Source organism: Streptomyces sp. NPDC050287, from assembly GCF_044459385.1.
GTDB lineage: Bacteria > Actinomycetota > Actinomycetes > Streptomycetales > Streptomycetaceae > Streptomyces.
On the sequence record NZ_JBITIY010000006.1, the window covers coordinates 86,081 to 106,478 of the forward strand.

At 71.4% G+C, this 20,398-nt stretch carries 18 protein-coding genes and 1 pseudogene; 5 read left to right on the forward strand and 14 right to left on the reverse strand.

Annotated elements, in window-relative coordinates:
* Positions 1-23 precede the first annotated feature (23 nt).
* Both ACIBK3_RS22405 and ACIBK3_RS22410 read left to right on the forward strand, forming a co-directional pair.
* Positions 24-1,358 carry a GH1 family beta-glucosidase gene (locus ACIBK3_RS22405; RefSeq protein WP_399367983.1) on the forward strand — a complete coding sequence of 445 codons (1,335 nt, stop codon included), beginning with the start codon at positions 24-26 and terminating at the stop codon, positions 1,356-1,358.
* Positions 1,355-2,605: an MFS transporter gene (locus ACIBK3_RS22410; protein WP_399367985.1), complete on the forward strand. Its 1,251-nt coding sequence runs from the start codon at positions 1,355-1,357 to the stop codon at positions 2,603-2,605. The genes ACIBK3_RS22405 and ACIBK3_RS22410 overlap by 4 nt, the downstream gene beginning before the upstream one ends.
* A 109-nt stretch (positions 2,606-2,714) precedes the next feature.
* Here the strand turns inward: ACIBK3_RS22410 and era are convergent, their stop codons facing one another.
* The gene (era, locus tag ACIBK3_RS22415) at positions 2,715-3,674 is read right to left on the reverse strand and encodes a GTPase Era (RefSeq protein ID WP_399367987.1); all 960 of its coding nucleotides are present in this window, start codon (positions 3,672-3,674) and stop codon (positions 2,715-2,717) included.
* Between the two features lie 193 nt (positions 3,675-3,867).
* Between era and ACIBK3_RS22420 the strand changes: the two genes are divergently transcribed.
* Together ACIBK3_RS22420 and ACIBK3_RS22425 are read left to right on the forward strand one after the other, a co-directional pair.
* Positions 3,868-5,196, forward strand: coding sequence for an ammonium transporter (locus tag ACIBK3_RS22420; RefSeq protein ID WP_399367989.1), 1,329 nt, complete (start codon positions 3,868-3,870; stop codon positions 5,194-5,196).
* Positions 5,193-5,531, forward strand: coding sequence for a P-II family nitrogen regulator (locus ACIBK3_RS22425; RefSeq protein WP_399367991.1), 339 nt, complete (start codon positions 5,193-5,195; stop codon positions 5,529-5,531). Before ACIBK3_RS22420 ends, ACIBK3_RS22425 begins: the two co-directional genes overlap by 4 nt.
* Before the next feature lie 111 nt (positions 5,532-5,642).
* Here the strand turns inward: ACIBK3_RS22425 and ACIBK3_RS22430 are convergent, their stop codons facing one another.
* From ACIBK3_RS22430 to ACIBK3_RS22470, 9 genes and pseudogenes are all read right to left on the reverse strand, one after another.
* Positions 5,643-6,119: a hypothetical protein gene (locus tag ACIBK3_RS22430; RefSeq protein WP_399367993.1), complete on the reverse strand. Its 477-nt coding sequence runs from the start codon at positions 6,117-6,119 to the stop codon at positions 5,643-5,645.
* Between the two features lie 231 nt (positions 6,120-6,350).
* A complete protein-coding gene (locus ACIBK3_RS22435) occupies positions 6,351-6,701 on the reverse strand; it encodes a cytidine deaminase (protein ID WP_399367995.1) in 351 nt (116 codons plus the stop codon).
* Between the two features lie 49 nt (positions 6,702-6,750).
* Positions 6,751-7,110, reverse strand: coding sequence for an MmcQ/YjbR family DNA-binding protein (locus tag ACIBK3_RS22440; protein WP_399367997.1), 360 nt, complete (start codon positions 7,108-7,110; stop codon positions 6,751-6,753).
* Between the two features lie 110 nt (positions 7,111-7,220).
* Positions 7,221-8,516 (reverse strand): annotated as a pseudogene (locus ACIBK3_RS22445) (hemolysin family protein); the annotation flags it as partial.
* Positions 8,513-9,010 carry an rRNA maturation RNase YbeY gene (gene ybeY, locus ACIBK3_RS22450; RefSeq protein WP_030675542.1) on the reverse strand — a complete coding sequence of 166 codons (498 nt, stop codon included), beginning with the start codon at positions 9,008-9,010 and terminating at the stop codon, positions 8,513-8,515. The gene ybeY and the pseudogene ACIBK3_RS22445, both read right to left, overlap by 4 nt.
* 14 nt (positions 9,011-9,024) lie before the next feature.
* Positions 9,025-10,083, reverse strand: coding sequence for a PhoH family protein (locus ACIBK3_RS22455; RefSeq protein ID WP_399367999.1), 1,059 nt, complete (start codon positions 10,081-10,083; stop codon positions 9,025-9,027).
* Positions 10,084-10,298: 215 nt separating this feature from the next.
* Positions 10,299-11,426: a carbohydrate kinase family protein gene (locus ACIBK3_RS22460; RefSeq protein ID WP_399368001.1), complete on the reverse strand. Its 1,128-nt coding sequence runs from the start codon at positions 11,424-11,426 to the stop codon at positions 10,299-10,301.
* Positions 11,427-11,543: 117 nt separating this feature from the next.
* Positions 11,544-12,833, reverse strand: a complete 1,290-nt coding sequence (locus ACIBK3_RS22465) for a glucarate dehydratase family protein (RefSeq protein WP_399368003.1) — start codon at positions 12,831-12,833, stop codon at positions 11,544-11,546.
* Positions 12,830-13,780 (reverse strand): 5-dehydro-4-deoxyglucarate dehydratase, encoded by a 951-nt coding sequence (locus tag ACIBK3_RS22470; protein WP_399368005.1) that lies wholly within the window; start codon positions 13,778-13,780, stop codon positions 12,830-12,832. The genes ACIBK3_RS22465 and ACIBK3_RS22470 overlap by 4 nt, the downstream gene beginning before the upstream one ends.
* Positions 13,781-13,909: 129 nt before the next feature.
* Between ACIBK3_RS22470 and ACIBK3_RS22475 the strand changes: the two genes are divergently transcribed.
* Positions 13,910-14,698, forward strand: coding sequence for an IclR family transcriptional regulator (locus ACIBK3_RS22475; RefSeq protein WP_399368007.1), 789 nt, complete (start codon positions 13,910-13,912; stop codon positions 14,696-14,698).
* Between the two features lie 48 nt (positions 14,699-14,746).
* Here ACIBK3_RS22475 and ACIBK3_RS22480 read toward each other — a convergent pair whose 3' ends face one another.
* The 4 genes from ACIBK3_RS22480 to ACIBK3_RS22495 all read right to left on the reverse strand — a co-directional run bounded on the left by ACIBK3_RS22480 (position 14,747) and on the right by ACIBK3_RS22495 (position 20,346).
* Entirely contained in the window at positions 14,747-15,739 is a 993-nt protein-coding gene (locus tag ACIBK3_RS22480; protein WP_399368009.1) for an adenosine deaminase, read from the reverse strand.
* A 20-nt stretch (positions 15,740-15,759) separates the two neighbouring features.
* On the reverse strand, positions 15,760-16,665 hold the full coding sequence (locus ACIBK3_RS22485) for a ribonuclease Z (RefSeq protein WP_399368011.1): 906 nt from the start codon (positions 16,663-16,665) through the stop codon (positions 15,760-15,762).
* Positions 16,666-16,683: 18 nt separating this feature from the next.
* Positions 16,684-17,037: a histidine triad nucleotide-binding protein gene (locus tag ACIBK3_RS22490; protein ID WP_399368013.1), complete on the reverse strand. Its 354-nt coding sequence runs from the start codon at positions 17,035-17,037 to the stop codon at positions 16,684-16,686.
* 81 nt (positions 17,038-17,118) lie between these two features.
* Entirely contained in the window at positions 17,119-20,346 is a 3,228-nt protein-coding gene (locus tag ACIBK3_RS22495; protein WP_399368015.1) for a S41 family peptidase, read from the reverse strand.
* Positions 20,347-20,398: the final 52 nt, after the last annotated feature.

Genomic DNA, 20,398 nt, shown 5'->3' on the forward strand with positions numbered 1-20,398 from the left:
GACTTCGGTTACCGCTGGTACGGATGATCCGGCGCATGGCGACTTTTGAGGGCGGCGCGACCGACCCGATACCTCAGTTCCCGGCCGGTTTCCTGTGGGGCGTCTCGACCTCGGCGCACCAGATCGAGGGAGCGGCTCACGAGCGCGAGCAGTCCGTCTGGGACGCCTTCACAGCCGAGCCGGGCCACGTGAAGGACGGCTCCACGGCATCGGTGGCCTGCGACCACTACCACCGCTACCGCGAGGACGTGGCACTCCTGGCCGGCCTCGGCGTGGACGCGTACCGCTTCTCGGTCTCCTGGCCGCGGGTGAACTCCCCCGGCGGCCTCGACTTCTACGACCGCCTGGTCGACGAGCTGTGCGAGGCCGGCGTCCGCCCGGTCCCGACCCTCTTCCACTGGGACCTGCCGGTCACGCTGGACTGGCTGGACCGGGACACCGCCGCCCGCTTCGCCGAGTACGTGTCGCTCGTGGCCGAGCGGCTCGGCGACCGCGTGCGGAAGTGGATCACGCTCAACGAGCCCGCCGAGCACACGCTGTTCGGGCACGCGCTGGGCGTTCACGCCCCGGGCAAGCGGCTGATGTTCGACGCCCTCCCGGCCGCCCACCACCAGCTCCTCGCCCACGGTCTGGCCGTACGGGCCCTGCGCGCGGCCGGTGCCACGGACATCGGCATCGCCAACTCGCACGGTCCGACGTGGCCGGCGTCCCGGGAACCCGCGGATGTGGAGGCGGCCGGTTTCTACGACCTGCTGCTGAACCGCCTGTTCGCGGACCCGGTCCTGCTCGGTGAATACCCGGACGGGCTCGGCGAGTTGATGCCCGGTGACGTGGCGGCCGACCTGAAGGTCATCGGGGAACCCGTCGACTGGTACGGCGTCAACTACTACGCGCCGACCCGGGTGGGCGCGCCGCAGGGCGAGGACATCGAGTTCGGCGGGCTGACGATCCCGGCGGAACTCCCCTTCTCGGTACGGGAGATCGAGGGCGTCCCGGTGACGGACTTCGGCTGGCCGGTGGTCCCGCAGGGCCTGACGGAACTGCTCACCGCCTTCCGGGACCGCTACGACGACCGGCTCCCGCCCGTCGTCATCACCGAGAACGGCTGCTCGTACGAGGGCGTCGACGACCAGAACCGGATCGCCTACCTCGACGGACACGTCCGGGCCGTCCACGACGCGCTGGACGCGGGCGTGGACGTCCGCGGCTACTTCGTCTGGTCCCTCCTCGACAACTTCGAGTGGGCGGAGGGGTACGCGCGGCGGTTCGGGCTGGTGCACGTCGACTTCGGCTCGCTGAAGAGGACCCCGAAAGCGTCGTACGACTGGTACCGGGAGCTGCTGCGGGCCCAGAGATGACCGCGGCCCCGCCGGATGCCCTCGCCGAGCCGGCAGACCGGGTCGGAACGGGCTGGACGGCGGCACTGTCGCTGGCCAACGTGGCGATCTGGGTGGGCTGGTACGGCCCGCTGCAGATCCTCCTGGCACGGCAGGCGGAGGACTTCGCGCCCGGCACGGGCATGTCGAAGGAGACGCTGCTGGCGTGGGTGACGGGCGCGGGCGCGGTGGTGTCCCTGGCGGCGAACCCGTTCTTCGGCGCGCTGTCGGACCGAACCACGGCCCGCCGGGGCCGCCGGACGCCGTGGATCGTGGCCGGTGCGGCGGGCGGCGCGCTGTCGCTGCTGCTGCTCGCCGGCGCGGGCGGGCTGTGGCCGATGGTGCTCGGCTGGTGCCTGGTCCAGCTGACCCTGAACGCGGCCTTCGCGGCGGTGACGGCGGCGGTGCCGGACCGGGTGCCGCGGCCGCAGCGGGGCGCGGTGGGCGGCTGGCTCGGCGCGGCGCAGATCCTCGGGGCGGTCGCCGGCACGGGCCTCGCGACGGCGGCAGGCGGGATCGCGGCGGGGTATGCGGCCTGCGCGGTGTTCGCGCTGGCGGGTGTGTTGCCGTACGTGCTCCGGTACCCGGACCTCAGGCTCGGGGCCGCGGACCGGCCGGCGTGGTCCACGAAGGCCTTCCTGCGCGGCTTCTGGATGAGCCCGCGCCGCTACCCGGACTTCGGCTGGGCCTGGCTGACCCGCTTCCTGATCAACCTCAGCAACGCCCTGGTGATCCTCTACCTGCTGTACTACCTGCGGGACCGCCTGCACTACCACGACCCCGAGCGGGGCGTGCTGATCCTGACCGCGGTGGACAGCGTGGCGCTGCTGGCCACCGTCGTGGTGAGCGGCGTCTGGTCGGACCGGGTGGGCCGCCGCAAGCCCTTCGTGCTGTGGTCCGGGGTACTCATGGCGGCGGCCACCGCCCTGCTGGCCGTCTGGCAGACCTGGCCGAGCGCGATCGTCGCGGCGGCGGTGCTGGGCGTGGCTCTGGGGGTGTTCATGTCGGTCGACTTCGCGCTGATGACGGACGTCCTGCCGAAGGCCGCCGACCGGGGCAAGGACCTCGGCGTCATCAACGTGGCCAACGCCCTGCCCCAGGTCGCCGCCCCCGCCCTCGCCGCGCCGATCGTGACGCACCTCGGCGGCTACCGGATGCTGTACCTGGTGGCGGCGGTGGTCGGGCTGGCGGGGGCGGTGCTGGTGGGGCGGATCAAAGGGGTCGACTAGGTGTATTGACCCGCAGGGTTGTTCACACGGCTGATGGGTGGCCGGCCGGCTCGGAGCGCACCTGCTGCCCGGGCCGCGTGGGGAGCGTGTCCCCGCGGGGAGCGACCCCTCAGAACCCCAGCTTCCGCAGCTGCCGGGGATCCCGCTGCCAGTCCTTCGCGACCTTCACGTGCAGGTCCAGGAAGACCGGGGTGCCGAGCAGCGCCTCGATCTGCTTGCGGGACTTGATGCCGACCTCCTTCAGGCGCTTGCCCTTGGGGCCGATGATGATGCCCTTCTGGCTGGGGCGCTCGATGTAGACGAAGGCGTGGATGTCGAGGAGGGGCTTGTCGGCGGGGCGGTCCTCGCGGGGGAGCATCTCCTCGACCACGACGGCGATGGAGTGCGGGAGTTCGTCGCGCACGCCCTCCAGCGCGGCCTCGCGGATCAGCTCGGCGATCATGACCTGCTCGGGCTCGTCGGTGAGGTCCCCCTCGGGGTAGAGGGCCGGGCCCTCCGGGAGGAGCGGGACGATCAGGTCGGCCAGCAGGTCGACCTGCTTGTCGGCGACCGCCGAGACGGGGACGATCTCGGCCCACTCGAAGCCGAGCTCCTTGCCCAGCTGGTCGATCGCGATCAGCTGCTCGGCCAGGGTCTTCGAGTCCACCAGGTCGGTCTTGGTGACGATCGCGATCTTCGGCGTCTTCTTGATGGACGCCAGTTCCTTCGCGATGAACCGGTCACCGGGGCCGAGCTTCTCGTTCGCCGGCAGACAGAAGCCGATCACGTCGACCTCCGCCCAGGTCGTGCGGACGATGTCGTTGAGCCGCTCGCCGAGCAGCGTGCGCGGCTTGTGCAGCCCCGGGGTGTCGACCAGGATCAGCTGGGCGTCGGGCCGGTGCACGATCCCCCGTACCGTGTGCCGCGTCGTCTGCGGCTGGTTCGCGGTGATCGCCACCTTCTGCCCGACCAGAGCGTTCGTAAGGGTGGACTTGCCCGCGTTGGGGCGGCCCACGAAGCAGGCGAAGCCTGCGCGGTGGGGTGTCGTCGACGACGCCGGCGGCTCGGATGACTGACTGCGAACGCTCATGGGGCCCATTCTCCCTGATCCACAAGGCCGTGCCGCACAACCGACCGATCACCGGCTCTCCACGCCTCACTCCGTGAGCTTTCGGAAACCCTCACGCAACGAAACGTCACGGAAACACACCTGTACGCAACCGGAAACGCGTACCGGTGACCCTCTGACGAGCCCCAGGGCCCCCACACCGTTGGAGACGACCGTGACCCTCGCCGCCGCAAGCGTCGACACCGGCGACACCGCCTGGCTGCTCGCCGCCACCGCCCTCGTCCTGCTGATGACCCCGGGTCTCGCCCTGTTCTACGGCGGTATGGTCCGCACGAAGAGCGTCCTCAACATGCTGATGATGAGCTTCGTGTCGATCGCCCTGGTCACGGTGGTGTGGCTGGCCGCCGGCTACTCCCTCGCCTTCGGCGACGACATCGGCGGCGGACTGATCGGTTCACTGGAGCACGCGGGCATGGCGGGTCTCGGCCCGGACAGCGTCCACGGCACCGTCCCGACCCTGCTCTTCGCCACTTTCCAGCTGACCTTCGCGATCATCACGGCCGCGCTCATCAGCGGCGCGGTCGCGGACCGGGTGAAGTTCGGCGCCTGGCTGGTCTTCGTCCCGGTATGGACGCTGCTCGTATACGTTCCCGTCGCCCACTGGGTGTGGGGGCCGGGCGGCTGGATCCTGGACGGGCTCGGCGCCCTCGACTTCGCCGGCGGTCTGCCGGTGGAGATCACCTCCGGTGCCTCCGGACTGGCGCTCGCTCTCGTCGTCGGCCCCCGCCTGGGCTTCAAGAAGGACGCGATGCGTCCGCACAACCTCCCCATGGTCATGCTCGGCGCCGGTCTGCTCTGGTTCGGCTGGTTCGGCTTCAACGCCGGCTCCGCCCTCGGCGCGAACGGCCTCGCCGCCGCCGCGTTCCTCAACACCCTCGCCGCCGGCTGCACCGGTCTGCTCGGCTGGCTCTTCGTCGAGCAGCGGCGCGACGGCCACCCGACCACCCTGGGCGCCGCGTCCGGCGCGGTCGCGGGCCTGGTCGCCATCACCCCGTCCTGCGGCTCGGTCTCCCTGCTCGGCGCGCTGGTCGTCGGCCTGGCCGCCGGCACGGTCTGCTCGTACGCCGTGAGCTGGAAGTTCAAGCTCGACTACGACGACTCGCTCGACGTCGTCGGCGTCCACCTGGTCGGCGGCGTCATCGGCACCCTGCTCATCGGCGTCTTCGCGGTCGACACCATGACCGGCGGCCCCGAGGGCCTCCTCCACGGCGGCGGCCTCGCCCAGCTGGGCAAGCAGCTGGTGGCCGTGGTCGCGGTGGGGGCGTACGCCTTCCTCGTCACGTACGGCCTCGGCAAGCTGATCGACAAGGCGTTCGGCTTCCGCGCGAGCGAGGAGCAGGAGCACACCGGTCTGGACCTTACGGTGCACGCCGAGACCGCATACGATCACGGCGTCCTGGGCCACGGCGCCCAGGTCGGCGCGTCCTTTGGCCCTTCCGGTCCCTCTGTCCCCTCTGCCCAGAAAGTCGACAGCCAGGCATGAAGCTCATCACCGCGATCGTCAAGCCGTACCGCCTCGACGCGGTCAAGACCGCCCTCCAGGAGCTCGGCGTGCACGGTCTGACCGTGACCGAGGCCAGTGGCTACGGCCGCCAGCGCGGCCACACCGAGGTGTACCGGGGTGCCGAGTACCAGGTCGACCTGGTGCCGAAGGTGCGGATCGAGGTCGTCGTCGAGGACGCCGACTCGGACGCCGCGATCGACGCGATCGTCAAGGCCGCGCAGACGGGGAAGATCGGCGACGGCAAGGTGTGGATGCTGCCGGTGGAGACGGTCGTGCGGGTGCGGACGGGCGAGCGCGGGCCGGACGCGCTGTGAGCCCGGCGAGTCGGCAGTAGCGGCCGATGGACCCCGATGGACCCTGATTCGCCCTGATGGGCCGTCAACTTCCGCCCTCAAGGCAGAGGTTGACGGCCCACTCCGTGCGACTCAGTCGAAGACGAACGGGCCCGGTGACTGCGGTCCGGTCGCCGTGCAGGTGATGGTGATGCCGAAGACGGTCATCTGCAGCGAGCCGCCGTAGGCCTCCAGGGTGTCGCCGGAGGCCACGGTGCCGTCGAGCGGGCCGACGGTGACCGGGTCGCCGGCCGCCATGGCCGGATTCCTGGTGCCGGTGAAGGCGGTGGTGCCGCCGGCCGTGTTCACCAGGGTGAGCGTGGACGTGATCGAGTCCTGCGCCAGGGCGAGGGGGGCGGTGATGGCGGAGGAGCTCAGGGTGAGGGTGGCGGCGGTGCCCTCCTGGGTGGCGGTGAGGGTGGCCTCGCCGCCGCCGAAGGCTCCGCAGTCGGCGGTGATGGTCGCGGTGTCCGGGGTGACGGCCACCGCGGTGGGCGCGAGGGCGAGTCCGGTGACCGCGAGGGCCCCGGCCAGCAGTGCCGCACCTGTTGTCGTTCGCTTGCCTCTCATGGGGATCCGGTTCCCTTCCCTTGTGGGGGAATTGCCATGTGGGGATGGACGGGAAAGGCGCACCGACGGCCATCGGGCCCACGGGCGCGGTGCGGAGCGCCACGCGGGCCGGTATCTGACGGTCCGTCGGAACCACCGGTTCCATTGATGCGCGTGCGCCGACGGCTGGCAAGGGCTGTTTTCCGCCGGGCGGCGCCACCGACGGCCCCTCCGACTGCCCCGCCGTCGGTCTCAGTCCGCGGAGACGGTCAGCCGGACACTCCCGTCCGGCGACGCCACGTACACCGGGGTCCCGGCCCCGCCGAGGTCCCGTACGGCGGCCAGATCCTCCCCCGCCACCCCGTCCGCCTCGGTCACCACGGCCGCCGCCTCCAGCGACTTGGCCCCCGACGCCACCGCCATGGCCACCGCCGTCCGCAGCGCGCTCAGCTTCAGTGAGTCCAGGGCCACGGTCCCGGCGACATACGTACGGCCCGTGTCGTCCCGCACGGCCGCCCCCTCCGGCACGCCGTTGCGGACCCGCGCGGAACGGGCCAGGGTGACGATCTTGCGGTCCTCGGGGTCAAGCGCGCTGTCGGTCATGACCCGAGCATACGAACCCGGCGTACGCCCCCGGTCCCGAGGGCGGCCTTCAGGGACGGTCGAGGCGCAGCCGTTCGGCCCTCGGCAGACCCGCCACCACCAGGTCGTACGAGTCCTCGATCAGCTCCCGCACCAGCCCGTCGGGCAGGTCGCCGTCCACCGTCACCGTGTTCCAGTGCCGCTTGTTCATGTGCCAGCCGGGGACGATCAGTCCCGGATGCTCGGCGCGCAGCCGGATCGCGTCCTCCGGGTCGCACTTGAGGTTGACCGTGAGGGGACGGGCGTCCAGCGTCGTCAGGGCGAAGAGCTTGCCGAGGACCTTGAAGACGGAGATCTCCGGACGGAAGGGGAAGTCCTCCACGGCCTCGTTGAAGGACAGGCAGAACGCGCGCAGTTCCTGGGGGGTCACTCCGGCTTCGTCTCCTCGTCCGCGAGGACCTTGGCGTCCTTGGGGCCCTTGGCGTCCCTTGAGCCCTTGGACTCCTTGGCGTCCCTGGAGCCCTTGGCGTCCTTTGAGTCCTTGGCGTCCTCGGTCGGTTCCGTCGGGTCCACCGGCTCCACCAGCACCGTCACGATCTTGTTCCGGCGGCCCGCCGAGGCCTCCGCCGTCAGCCGCAGTTCACGGCCGTCCGGCAGTTCGACCATCGCCGAGGCGCCGGCGATCGGGACGCGGCCCAGCGCCTTCGCCAGCAGACCGCCGACGGTCTCCACGTCCTCGTCGTCGTACTCCTCCAGTCCGTACAGCTCGCCCAGGTCGGTGATGTCGAGGCGGGCGGTGACCCGGACGCGGCCGTCGCCGAGGTCCTCGACCGGCGGCAGTTCGCGGTCGTACTCGTCGGTGATCTCGCCGACGATCTCCTCGAGGATGTCCTCGATGGTGACGATGCCGGCCGTGCCGCCGTACTCGTCGATGACCACGGCCACGTGGTTGCGGTCCCGCTGCATCTCGCGCAGCAGGTCACCGGCGTTCTTGGTGTCGGGCACGAAGGCCGCCGGACGCATGGCGGTCGACACCAACTCGCTCTCCGCGTCCCGGCTGATGTGCGTCTTGCGGACCAGGTCCTTCAGATACACGATCCCGACGATGTCGTCCTCGCTCTCCCCGGAGACGGGGATCCGCGAGAACCCGGACCTGAGCGCCAGGGTCAGCGCCTGACGGATCGTCTTGTACCGCTCGATGACGACGAGGTCGGTCCTGGGGACCATCACCTCCCGTACGAGCGTGTCGCCCAGCTCGAAGACCGAGTGCACCATCCGGCGCTCGTCGTCCTCGATCAGCGACTCCTTCTCGGCGAGGTCCACCAGCGCCCGCAGCTCCGCCTCGGAGGCGAACGGCCCGCGGCGGAAGCCCTTGCCGGGGGTGAGCGCGTTGCCGATCAGGATGAGCAGCGACGGGATGGGGCCCATGACCCGGGCCAGCGGCAGCAGGACGTACGCCGCCACCGTGGCCGTGTTCAGCGGGTGCTGGCGGCCGATGGTGCGCGGGGAGACGCCAACGGCGACGTACGACACCAGGACCATCACCCCGATCGCGACCAGCAGCGCCTCGGTGGTGCCGTCGAACTCCTGGAGGCAGGCGTACGTGATGAGCGCGGCGGCCGCCATCTCGCAGGCGACTCGCACCAGCAGCGCCAGGTTCAGATAGCGGGTCGGGTCGGCGGCGATCTGGGCGAGCTTCGCGCTGCCGCGGCGGCCGGTGCGTACGGCCTCCTCGGCGCGGAAGCTGGAGACGCGCGCGAGACCCGCCTCCGCGCAGGCGGCGAGCCACGCGACGACGACCAGGGCGATCGCGCCCGAGACGAGAGTGGGACTCATGACACGGTCGGGGCCGGGGACGGACCGGTCAGGCCCTTCTCCGCACGCCAGCCGTCCACGATGGCCGCCTGGAGACCGAACATCTCGGCCTTCTCGTCGGGCTCCTCATGGTCGTAGCCCAGCAGGTGCAGCACCCCGTGGACGGTGAGGAGCTGGAGCTCCTCGTCCATGGAGTGCTGCGTGTCCGCTTCCTTGCCCTGCTTCTCCGCGACCTCGGGACACAGCACGATGTCACCGAGGAGACCCGGCGGGGGCTCGTCGTCGTCCTTCGACGGCGGACGCAGTTCGTCCATCGGGAAGGACATGACGTCCGTGGGCCCCGGCAGGTCCATCCACTGGATGTGCAGCTGCTCCATGGCGTCGGCGTCCACGACGATCACCGAGAGCTCGGAGAGCGGGTGGATGCGCATCCGCGCGAGCGCGTAGCGGGCGATGTCGAGGATCGCCTGCTCGTCGACCTCGGTTCCGGACTCGTTGTTGACGTCGATCGACATGGTGTGGCGCTTGTCTACTTCCGTTGGTTGCGGCCGCCCTTGTGGGTGCCGTTTTCCGTCCCGTTCTCACTGTCGTACTTCTCGTACGCGTCGACGATACGGCCGACCAGCCGGTGCCGGACGACATCCTGCGACGACAGCCGGGAGAAGTGGACGTCGTCCAGCCCTTCGAGGATGTCCTGCACCTGCCGCAGACCGGACTTCGTCCCGTTCGGCAGGTCGACCTGGGTCACGTCACCCGTGATCACGATCTTCGAGTCGAAACCGAGCCGGGTGAGGAACATCTTCATCTGCTCGGGGCTGGTGTTCTGGGCCTCGTCCAGGATGATGAAGGCGTCATTAAGGGTCCTGCCGCGCATGTACGCCAGCGGCGCCACCTCGATCGTCCCCGCTGCCATCAGCCTCGGGATCGAGTCCGGGTCCAGCATGTCGTGCAGTGCGTCGTACAGCGGGCGCAGATACGGGTCGATCTTCTCGTAGAGGGTGCCGGGGAGGAAGCCGAGGCGTTCGCCCGCCTCCACCGCCGGGCGGGTCAGGATGATGCGGTTGACCTGCTTGGACTGCAGGGCCTGGACCGCCTTGGCCATGGCGAGGTAGGTCTTGCCGGTACCGGCGGGGCCGATGCCGAAGACGATCGTGTGCTTGTCGATCGCGTCGACGTACCGCTTCTGGTTGAGGGTCTTGGGGCGGATCGTGCGGCCGCGGGAGGAGAGGATGTTCTGCGTGAGCACCTCGGCCGGGGTCTCCTGGCCGTCGCTCGTGCCGTTCTCACTCGCCTTCAGCATGGCGATCGAGCGTTCCACCGCGTCCTCCGTCATCGGTTGCCCGGTGCGGAGCACCAGCATCATCTCCTCGAACACGCGTGAGATGAGGGCGACGTCGACGGGGTCGCCGATCACGCTGATCTCATTGCCCCGGACGTGGATGTCGGCCGCCGGGAAGGCCTTCTCGATCACGCGCAGCAGGGCGTCGCCGGAACCCAGCACGGTCACCATGGGGTGCTGGGCGGGGACGGTGAACTGTGCTTTCGCCTGCCCCTGCGCGGGTGTGTGAGCTGTGGGTGTCTGAGTCATGGGCCGGCGCTGAAGGCCTGCGGTTCCTCCTCATCACGGCCGCGTAGCTGAGAGCGGCCTCGCGCTTCCAAGAGTACGACGCGGAACTGACAACGCCGTAGGTGTTTTCGAAGTGGGGGTGCTGAAGCGGAGTGCTGAAGCGGGTGCTGTCGGGGACGGCGCTCGCGGCGGCACCCTCTCCCCCGGTGCCGCCGGTCACCCGCGACGCGGGGTGGTTACGCCGAGCGGCCGAAGCCGATCGTCGGCACCGCCCTGCGCAACGGCCACGGCGTCGTCGAGTCCTCCGGGACCAGGCCCGCCAGGAACCCGTACCGTCCCAGCGCCGTGGGATCCTGATCCTGGCCGTCGAGGGACTGCACCTTGCGCCACCAGGCCCCTATCTCGGACCATCCCGGCGCCGACAGGGACCCTCCGAACTCCTGGACGGACAGGGCGGCCGTCAGACCGGCGAAGGCCAGCCGGTCGGCGAGCGGCCAGCCCGCGAGGGTGCCGGTGACGAAGCCCGCCACGAAGACGTCCCCCGCGCCGGTGGGGTCGAGGGCCTCCACCGCGATGGCCGGTACCTCCGCGGTCTCCCCTGTGCGCCGGTCCACCGCGTACGCGCCCTCCGCACCGAGGGTGACCACGGCGAGCGGTACGTGAGCGGTGAGCGCGTGTGCGGCGGCGCGCGGGCAGTCGGTGCCGGTGTACCGCATCGCCTCCTCCGCGTTCGGCAGGAACGCCTCGCAGTGTTCGAGGTCGGGGAGACCCGCCAGGTCCCACGCCCCGGTGTCGTCCCAGCCGACGTCACCGAAGATGCGGGCGCCCTTGCTCGCGGCCTGGGCGATCCAGGGGGCGCGGCGGCCGGGGGTGAGGGAGGCGATGGCGGCACGCGCGCGTGGGGGGCAGTCCGGCGCGGGCTCCTCCGGGGGCGGCTCGTGACCGTGGGAGACCATGGTGCGCTCGCCCTCGTACGCCATGGAGACGGTGACCGGGGAGTGCCAGCCGGGGACCGTGCGGGACGGGGCGAGGTCGATGCCCTCGCCGCGCTCCAGGGCGTCCCAGCAGTACTCGCCGTAGTGGTCGTCGCCGAACGCGGCCGCGAGGGAGGTCCTGAGGCCGAGCCGCGCCAGGGCCGTCGCCATGTTGGCCACGCCGCCGGGGCTGGACCCCATGCCGCGGGCCCAGGACTCGGTGCCGCGCACCGGGGCGGAGTCGAGCCCGGTGAAGACGATGTCGAGGAAGACGGTGCCCGTGAGGTACACGTCCCAGGGCGGGTCGTCCGGCGTGCGCAGGGCGGCCAGCGGGTCGACCCGGGGCCGGTTGTGGTGGTCCTCTCCGATGGACGCGGTGGACGCGATCACGGTGCGCTCCCTGACGAGGTACGGATCCAGCCAGTCTGCACCACCTCACTGACAACTCGCCGTCGTCGCAGCTCAACCACCGTTCGGCTGGGCACCGTCCGGGGTGATCCCGGCCGTCTACCAGCGCGGCACCGACGGTGTGACCCACTCCGGGTCGGCCACCCGCATCGCCGCCGCGTCGTCCCGCTCGCGCAGCGATCCGTCGTCGTCCAACCACCGCTGGTGGAGGAGCCGGAGCCGGTCCCGGTCGAGTACGACACCCAGGCCGGGCGCGTCCGGTACGGCGACCTTGCCGTCGTCGAAGGTGAGGCGCTCGGTCAGCACGTCCTCCGACTGCCACGGGTAGTGGGAGTCGCAGGCGTGGTGGAGGTTCGGGACGGTGGACGCGACATGGGTCATCGCGGCCAGGCTGATCCCCAGGTGGGTGTTGGAGTGCATGGACACCCCGACGCCGAACGTGCGGCAGATCGCCGCGAGTTGCTGGGTGTTGCGCAGTCCGCCCCAGTAGTGGTGGTCGGAGAGCACCACCTGGACGGCGCCCTTGGTGAACGCCTCCTCGATCTCGGCGAAGGTGGTCACGCACATGTTGGTGGCCAGCGGCACGCCGGTCCGCGCGGCCACCTCGGCCATGGCCGGCGTGCCGAGTGCCGGGTCCTCCAGGTACTCGAGGACGTCCCCGAGCTCCTTCGCGACCTTCAGCGAAGTCTCCACGCTCCAGGCCCCGTTGGGGTCCAGCCGCAGGGGATGCCCGGGGAACGCCTCGGCCAGGGCCCGTACGGCGGCGATCTCCTCGTCCGGCGGGAAGACCCCGCCCTTGAGCTTGAAGGACGTGAAGCCGTACCGCTCGGTGAACGTCCGGGCCTGCTCGACGATCCCGGCCGGATCGACGGCGGCGCCCCAGTCGTCCTTCTCGCAGGCCACGCCCTCGGGGTGGTCGGCCCACTTGTAGAAGAGGTACGCGCTGTACTCGACGGCGTCCCGCACCTTGCCGCCGAGCAGGGCGTGCACGGGCAGGCCGAGCGCCTTGCCGAGGGCGTCGAGGCAGGCGACCTCGAAACCGGAGACGACGGACAGCCGCAGCTTGTCGGCGGTCTGGACGCCGCGCAGCCCGCCGACGTCGACCTGCCCCGCGACCCGGGAGTCGTCCACGGAGACCTGGTCGGCGATCACGAACAGGCCGTTGAGATCGCTGACCTGACGGCCGATCAGCCTGTCCGCGAAGGGCCGCGCCAGTTCGAGGTACTTGGTGTCGCCGTACGTCTCGCCGACACCGGTGATCCCGTCGGCCGTGACGACCTCCACGATCAGCCGGGGCGTGTACGGCTGGTGCACGCCCTGTGTGTTCAGCAGCGGCGGGTCGGCGACCAGGATCGGCGTGAGGCGGACGTCCGTGATGGTGAGGTTCACAGCGCGGCTCCCACGAGGTCGAGTCCGGCGGTCAGGACCTGCCTGAGGTCGGCGAGGTCGGCGTCAGAGGGATCGGTGAGCGGGGCGCGTACGGGTCCGACCGGGCGGCCACGCAGCCGGGCCGCCGCCTTCACCAGGGAGACGGCGTATCCGGGTACCCGGTCGCGGAGTTCGACGAGGGGGACGTAGAAGTCGCGCAGGAGTTTGTCGACCGTGCCGTGGTCGCCGCCCTGGAACGCGGTGAAGAAGGCGTTGGCGATCTCGGGGGCGAAGGCGTGGACGGCGGAGGAGTAGGCGGGGATGCCGACGGTGGCGTAGGCACGGGCCTGGATCTCGGCGGTCGAGGCGCCGTTGAAGAACAGGAAGCCCTCGGGGGCGGCGAGGGTGAGGCGCTGCAGTCGGTCGAGGTCGCTGTGGCCGTCCTTGAGGCCGATGACCGTCCCGATGGCGGCGACGCGCTTCAAGGAGGCGGCTGTGAAGGCGACTTGGCCCCGCTGGTAGGCGATCAGCGGCAGCCGGGTGCGGGCCGCGATCTGCTCCAGCTGCGCGACCAGCCCGTCCTGCGGGGCGGCGACCAGGTAGTGCGGCAGGACGAGGAGGGCGTCCGCGCCGGCCTCCTCGGCGATGCGGGCGAAGCGGGCGGCCTGCGCCCAGCCGTATCCGATGCCGGCGACGACGGGGACGCGCCCGCGCGCTTCCTCGACCGTGATGGTGAGGACCTGGCGGTACTCGTCCTCGTCCAGGGAGAAGAACTCGCCGGTGCCGCAGGCGGGGAAGACGGCGCCGGGGGCGGTGGCGATCTGGGCCGCGACGTACGCGCGGAAGCCGTCCGGGTCGAGGGAGCCGTCGGCGTGGAAGCTGGTCAGCGGGAAGGACAGCACGCCGTTCGCCATGCCTTCCTCAAGGCGCCGCGTCACCGCGTCGGTGTCGACATTCACCGTCGTCATCTCCCTCGTCATCTCCCCACCCAGCCGCTGTCTACGTATGAAGATGGAGATTAGATAGGCGAACGGGGTCCGTCAAGGCGCGGTGTCCGGTCCCGGTCCGCCGCCTCCGTCCCCGCTTACCATCGACGCATGTCAGAGACAGGGGGCGTCCGCGAGGTCAAGTCGGCCGCACGCACGGTCGAGCTGCTGGAGCTGCTCGCCGCGCGGGGCGACCGTCCGGCGCGGCTGCAGGAGCTCGCGGACGAGCTGGGCGTGCCGCGCAGTTCGATGTACGCGCTGCTGCAGACCCTGATCTCCCGGGGCTGGGTCCGCACCGACGTCACCGGCTCCCTCTACGGCATCGGCATCCACGCCCTGCTCACCGGCACCAGCTACCTCGACTCCGACCCGCGCGTGCGTGTCGTACGGCCGTATCTGGACGAGGCCTCCGAATCGCTGGGCGAGACGATCCACATGGGGCGGCTGGACGGCCGGGGCGTGGCGTATCTGGCGACCCGTGAGTCGCACGAGTACCTGCGGACCATCAGCCGGGTGGGGCGGCGGCTGCCGGCGCACGTGGGCGCGCTGGGCAAGGCGCTGCTGGCCGAGCGGGACGACGCGGAACTGCCCGAGGGGCCGTACGAGGCGCTCACCGCGAACTCGCACACCAGCCGCGCGTCACTGGCGGCGGATCTGTCGCGGGTCCGCGGGCGCGGCTACTCCATCGACCGCGAGGAGGGCGTCCTCGGCATCGTCGGCTTCGGTTTCGCCCTGCGCTACGACTCCCCCGCGCAGGACGCGATCAGCTGCTCGGTCCCGGTGGCCCGGCTGACGCCGGAGCACGAGGAACGGATCGTCGCGGTGATGCGGGAGATCAGGGCCAAGATCGAGGCGACGGCGACGGCACACGCGGCGGGCGGGGCCGCGCAGTGGCGTTGACGGGCCGGCCCCGGGCCACACCGAGATCCTGACCGGACGGGTCCCCGGTCACGAGAACTCGTACGCCTCCACCTCCGCGAGATACCGCGCCCGCCGCTCCTCGTCGTGTTCCAGGAAGGACGCGAGGAAGGAGTTGCGGGCGAGTTCCCGCAGCTGGTCCTCGCTCAGGCCCAGCGCCTGGCGTACGGCGTCGAAGTTGTCGCCCGCGTAGCCGCCGAAGTAGGCCGGGTCGTCGGAGTTGACCGTGCACAGCAGGCCGGCCTCCAGCATCGCGGGCAGCGGGTGGTCGCCGAGGACGTCGACCGTGCGCAGCCGGACGTTGGACAGGGGGCACAGGGTGAGCGGGACGCGTTCGCGCACCAGCCGTTCCACCAGCGCCGGGTCCTCCACACAGCGCAGCCCGTGGTCGATCCGTTCGACGCCGAGCACGTCCAGGGCCTCGGTGATGTACTCCGGCGGGCCCTCCTCACCGGCATGCGCCACCCGCCTGAGGCCGAGGGCGGCGGCGGCCTCGTACACCTCGCGGAACTTCACCGGCGGATGCCCGACCTCGGCCGAGTCCAGCCCGACGCCGGCGATCCGGTCGAGGTACGGCTTCGCGGCCTGAAGGGTCTCCAGCGCCGACTCGGCGGATTCGTCGCGCAGGAAGCACAGGATCAGCTGCGTGGAGACGCCGTGCGCCTCTTCGCTCTTGCCCAGCGCCCGCCACAGCCCCTCGACGACGGTCCCCATGTCGACACCCCGGGCGAGGTGGGCCTGCGGGTCGAAGAATATCTCCGCGTGCCGCACTCCCTGTGCGGCGGCCCGGGCCAGGTAGGCGTCCGCGAGGTCCTCGAAGTCCCGCTCGGTCCTGAGCACGGCCATGAGCTCGTAGTACAGGTTCAGGAAGGACTGGAGGTCCTCGAACCGGTACGCCTCACGGAGCTCGTCCGTGTCGGCGTACGGCAGCGACACGCCGTTGCGGGCGGCGAGCTCGAAGGCCAGCTCGGGTTCCAGCGTGCCTTCGATGTGGAGGTGCAGTTCTGCTTTGGGGAGGGACATCAAAGCATCGTACGGCCGCTTTATCGCCGTTTCGGAACCGGGACCCTCAGCAGATCGTGAGCGACGGTCAGCTCCCCCTCGAACCCGGCGGCTCTTGCCTGCCGCTCGAACTCCTCCGGTTCGGAGTAGCGCTGGCTGAAGTGGGTGAGCACGAGATGCCGTACGCCGGCGTCCCGGGCCGCACCGGCGGCCTGACCAGCCGTCAGATGACCGTGTTCGGCGGCCAGTTGTCCGTCCTCGTCGAGGAAGGTCGACTCGATGACGAGCAGGTCGCAGCCCTCGGCGAGCGCGTGCACGCCGTCGCAGAGCCGGGTGTCCATGATGAACGCGAACCGCTGCCCGCGCCGCGTCTCGCTGACGTCGTCCAGCAGGACACCGTTCAGAACGCCCTCCCGCTGGATCCGTCCGACGTCCGGGCCCTTGATGCCGTGCGCGGCGAGCCGGTCGGGCAGCATACGGCGGCCGTCGGGCTCGACGAGGCGGTAGCCGTAGGACTCGACGGGGTGGGAGAGCTTGCGGGCTTCCAGGGTGCAGCCGCCCGGCTCGGCGATCACCCCGTCCGCGCTGACCGGCGCCTCGACGATCTCGACCGTCTCGCGATAGGCGGTGGCGTACCGCAGCCGGTCGAAGAAGCGCTGCCCGGACTTCGGGTAGTGCGCGGTGACCTCGTGCGGAACCCGGTCGAGGTTGATCCGCTGGATGACTCCGGCGAGGCCGAGCGAGTGGTCCCCGTGGAAGTGCGTGACGCAGATCCGGTTGAGGTCGTGCGCGGCGACCCCGGCGCGCAGCATCTGCCGCTGGGTGCCCTCGCCGGGGTCGAAGAGGATGCCCTCGCCGTCCCAGCGCAGCAGGTAGCCGTTGTGGTTGCGGTGCCGGGTCGGGACCTGGCTGGCGGTGCCGAGGACGACCAACTCACGTACGGACACGAGGGGTTGCTTTCGGTGTTATCCGGGTGGCCACTGCAGGCCACGGCCGCCGAGGACGTGCGCGTGGGCGTGCCAGACGGTCTGGCCCGCGCCGCTGCCGGTGTTGAAGACGATCCGGTAGCTCTCCAGCTTCTCCTCGTCGGCGATGGCCTGGGTCTCGCGCAGGACGTCGGCGGCGAGCTCCGGGGCCGCGGTGGCCAGCGCCGCGGCGTCCACGTGGTGGGCCTTCGGGATCACCAGCACGTGAGTGGGCGCCTGGGGGTTGATGTCCCGGAACGCGACGGTGGTGTCGGTCTCACGGACGATCGTCGCCGGGATCTGTCCCGCGACGATCTTGCAGAACAGACAGTCGTCCTGCGGTTCCCCTGTCATGTGCGGCTCCTCACGCCGGGATGATCTCTGACGGCGGCATCGTATCGAGGCCCGAGGCCGGGGGCGGAGCCCCAGGGCGGGTCACGGCAACGAGGGCGGCACCTTGGCGGGGTTCTCCTCCAGCGCCGCCAACGCCAGCCTCACCGCCTCGTCCAGCTGGACGTCCCGCCCCGCCGCGTAGTCCTGCGGTCGCTGTACGACCTCCACGTCCGGGTCGACGCCGTGGTTCTCCACGCCCCACTCGTACCCCTCCAGCCAGAATGCGTACTTCGGCTGGGTGATCAGCGTGCCGTCGACCAGGCGGTACCGGCTGTCGATCCCGATCACGCCGCCCCAGGTCCGCACGCCGACCACCGGCCCGATCCCCAGCGCCTTGATCGCCGCGTTGACGATGTCCCCGTCGGAGCCGGAGAACTCGTTGGCGACGGCGACGACCGGTCCGCGGGGCGCGTCCTCGGGGTAGCTGTACGGCTGCATCCCGCGCGGCAGGGCCCAGCCGACGATCCGCCGGGCCAGCTTCTCGACGACGAGCTGGGAGGTGTGCCCGCCCCGGTTCTCCCGGACGTCGACGACCAGACCCTCCCGGGCGACCTCGACGCGCAGGTCCCGGTGGATCTGGGCCCAGCCGGGCGCCTGCATGTCGGGCACGTGCAGATAGCCGAGCCGACCGCCGGACTTCTCGTGCACGTACGCCCGCCGGTCCGCGACCCACGCGTGGTAGCGCAGGGGTTCCTCGTCGGCGACCGGGACGACGACCGCGTGCCGCAGCTCGCCGCCGCCGGACGGTGAGATCGTCAGCTCGACCGGCTTGCCCGCCGTACCTACGAGGAGCGGGGCGGGCCCGGTGACCGGGTCGACCGGCACTCCGCCCACCGCGACGATCGCGTCCCCGGCGCGCACCGCGGCGCCGGGTGCGGCGAGCGGGGAGCGGGCGTCGGGATCGGAGGTCTCGGTCGGCAGGATGCGGTCGATGCGCCACCGCGCCGATCCCTGCGGGCTGTCCTCGTGGCGGGAGATGTCCGCGCCGAGGAGCCCTTGGCGGGGTCCGCCGCCGTGGCCGCCGCGCGGCCTGACGTAGGCGTGCGAGGTGCCCAGTTCGCCCTGCAGCTCCCAGAGCAGGTCGACGAGGTCGTCGTGGGTGGCGACCCGGTCCAGGACGGGCCGGTAGCGGTCGAGGACGCCGGTCCAGTCGACGCCGTTCATGTCGGCGCGCCAGAAGTGGTCGCGCATGATGCGGCCGGTCTCCTCGTACATCTGCCGCCACTCGGCGGACGGGTCGACCAGGTGCCGGATCCGGGAGAGGTCGACGGTGATGTTGCTGTCGCTGTCGTCGTCGTTGGAGGCACGCCGGTCGCTGGGGACGACCTTGAGCCGTCCGTCGGTCCACAGCAGGACCCGCTTGCCGTCGCCGCTGACCGCGAAGTGGTCCGCGTCGGAGGCGAGGTGCTCGATGCGCTGCTGGGCGAGGTCGTACCGCTCCAGCTCGGTCTTCGGGTCGGGGTCGTCGGGGGTGGCCCGGGATGAGCCGAGGACGCCCTGGACGGGGTGCCGCAGCCACAGCACGCCGTCCTTCGCGGCCCGCAGGTTGGAGTAGCGGGCGGCCTCGACCGGGAACGGCACGATCCGGTCGGCTAGGCCCTCGAGGTCGACGCGGGTGGCCGGGGTGCCCTCGCTGTCGGGGGTCTCGTCCTTGTCCGGTGCCTCGAAGGGGCGGCCGTGCCGCTGCGGACCGAACGGCGAGGGGGTGGTCGCGGCCAGGGTGATCAGGTGCGGGCGGTCGCCGACCACGAAGGCGAGGTCGAAGACGTGTTCGTCGTAGACGGGGTCGAAGGAGCGGTTGGACAGGAAGGCGAGGTGCTTGCCGTCGAGGGTGAACGCGGGGGCGTAGTCCTGGAAGCGCAGCGGGGTCGCCTCGGTGACCGACAGGTCGGTGGTGTTGGCGAGCCGCAGCTGACGCAGCGGGCGCGGGCCGGGATGCGACCAGGCGAGCCAGGCGGAGTCGGGTGAGAAGACGAGGCCGGAGACGTCGCCGTCGTCGCTGCGGTCGACCTCGCGGACCTCGCCGGTCTCCCGTTCGACGAGCAGCACGCGTCCGTCATGGGCGGCGACCGCGGCCCGGCTGCCGTCGGGGGCCATGGCGAGTGAGAGGACGCGGCCGAGCTGTCCGGCGGCAAGGCGGCGCGGGGTGGCGCCGGGGGCGAGGCCGGTGGCGGGCGCGAACTCCAGGGCGTCGTCGCCCTCCGCGTCCGTCACCCACACCACCCATTCCTCGCCGTCCGCGCGGAAGGTGCGGGGCAGCCGGGCCCGTACGCCGGGTTCGGCGGCGAGCGCGCGGGCGGGCCCGGAGCGGTGGGTGACCCAGTGCACGGTGCCGCGGACGCTGATGGCGCTGCCGCGGGCGGTGTGGTCGGGGGCGCCGGAGCCGAACCAGCGGGCGGCGTTCACCGGGAACGGCTGCCGGTCGACGCGCTGCCCGCCGAGCCGTACCTCCAGCCGGCGCGGCTCGGCGCCGTCCAGGTCGTCGAGGATCCACAGCTCGCCGGCACTGGCGTACACGACCCGGGTGCCGTCACCGGCCGCGTGCCGGGCGTAGAAGCCTCCCTCAAGGGGGGTGTGACGGCGCAGGTCGGAGCCGTCGGCGAGGGAGGAGTACAGCGCGCCGACGCCTTCGTGGTCGGACAGGAAGGCGAGCCGGTCCCCCGCCCACAGCGGGTACTCCAGGTTTCCGTCCAGCTCTTCGTGCAGCCGTACGAACTCGCCGTCGCCCTCGCGGTCGATCCACAGCTTGCCCGCCGTGCCGCCCCGGTACCGCTTCCACCAGGCCGCCTCGCGACCCATGGACGAGGACACCACGACCGTGCCCCCGCCTCCGTGGGCGACGTCGCCGACCAGGCCGTACGGCAGCCGGGTGGCGGGTCCGCCGTCGAGCGGGACGGCGTGCGCCCACTTGCGGCGCAGGCTCGCCTGCCCGTGCGTGGTGACCGCGAGGACCTGTCCGTCGGGGGTCCAGCCACGGACCTGGGTCTGTTCGCTGCCCCAGTGCGTGAGGCGGGTGGAGGGGCCGCCGTCGACCGGGGCGATGTGCACCTCGGGGGCGCCGTCGCGGGTCGAGGTCCAGGCGACGGTCGTGCCGTCGGGCGAGATACGGGGGTGGGTCACCGGCACGTTGTCGGCGCTCACCCGCCAGGCCCGGCCGCCGTCGAGCGGGGCGAGCCACACGTCGTCCTCGGCGGTGAAGGCGACCAACTCGCCGTGCGGATGCGGATACCGGAAATACGCAGGAGAACCCGACGTCGCTGGCTGTGTCACCCGATCACCCTACGCACGCGTGCCACCCGGGGCCAGGGGTTCCGATCACTTG

Excerpts from the sequence above, each read along its gene's own strand:
- ACIBK3_RS22435 (WP_399367995.1), bottom strand. The coding sequence starts at position 6,701 with ATGACCGACAGCGCGCTTGACCCCGAGGACCGCAAGATCGTCACCCTG.
- ACIBK3_RS22475 (WP_399368007.1), top strand. The coding sequence starts at position 13,910 with ATGTCAGAGACAGGGGGCGTCCGCGAGGTCAAGTCGGCCGCACGCACG.
- ybeY (WP_030675542.1), bottom strand. The coding sequence starts at position 9,010 with ATGTCGATCGACGTCAACAACGAGTCCGGAACCGAGGTCGACGAGCAG.
- ACIBK3_RS22490 (WP_399368013.1), bottom strand. The coding sequence starts at position 17,037 with ATGACAGGGGAACCGCAGGACGACTGTCTGTTCTGCAAGATCGTCGCG.
- era (WP_399367987.1), bottom strand. The coding sequence starts at position 3,674 with ATGAGCGTTCGCAGTCAGTCATCCGAGCCGCCGGCGTCGTCGACGACA.
- ACIBK3_RS22430 (WP_399367993.1), bottom strand. The coding sequence starts at position 6,119 with ATGAGAGGCAAGCGAACGACAACAGGTGCGGCACTGCTGGCCGGGGCC.
- ACIBK3_RS22425 (WP_399367991.1), top strand. The coding sequence starts at position 5,193 with ATGAAGCTCATCACCGCGATCGTCAAGCCGTACCGCCTCGACGCGGTC.
- ACIBK3_RS22470 (WP_399368005.1), bottom strand. The coding sequence starts at position 13,780 with ATGACGACGGTGAATGTCGACACCGACGCGGTGACGCGGCGCCTTGAG.
- ACIBK3_RS22405 (WP_399367983.1), top strand. The coding sequence starts at position 24 with ATGATCCGGCGCATGGCGACTTTTGAGGGCGGCGCGACCGACCCGATA.
- ACIBK3_RS22410 (WP_399367985.1), top strand. The coding sequence starts at position 1,355 with ATGACCGCGGCCCCGCCGGATGCCCTCGCCGAGCCGGCAGACCGGGTC.
- ACIBK3_RS22455 (WP_399367999.1), bottom strand. The coding sequence starts at position 10,083 with ATGACTCAGACACCCACAGCTCACACACCCGCGCAGGGGCAGGCGAAA.
- ACIBK3_RS22480 (WP_399368009.1), bottom strand. The coding sequence starts at position 15,739 with ATGTCCCTCCCCAAAGCAGAACTGCACCTCCACATCGAAGGCACGCTG.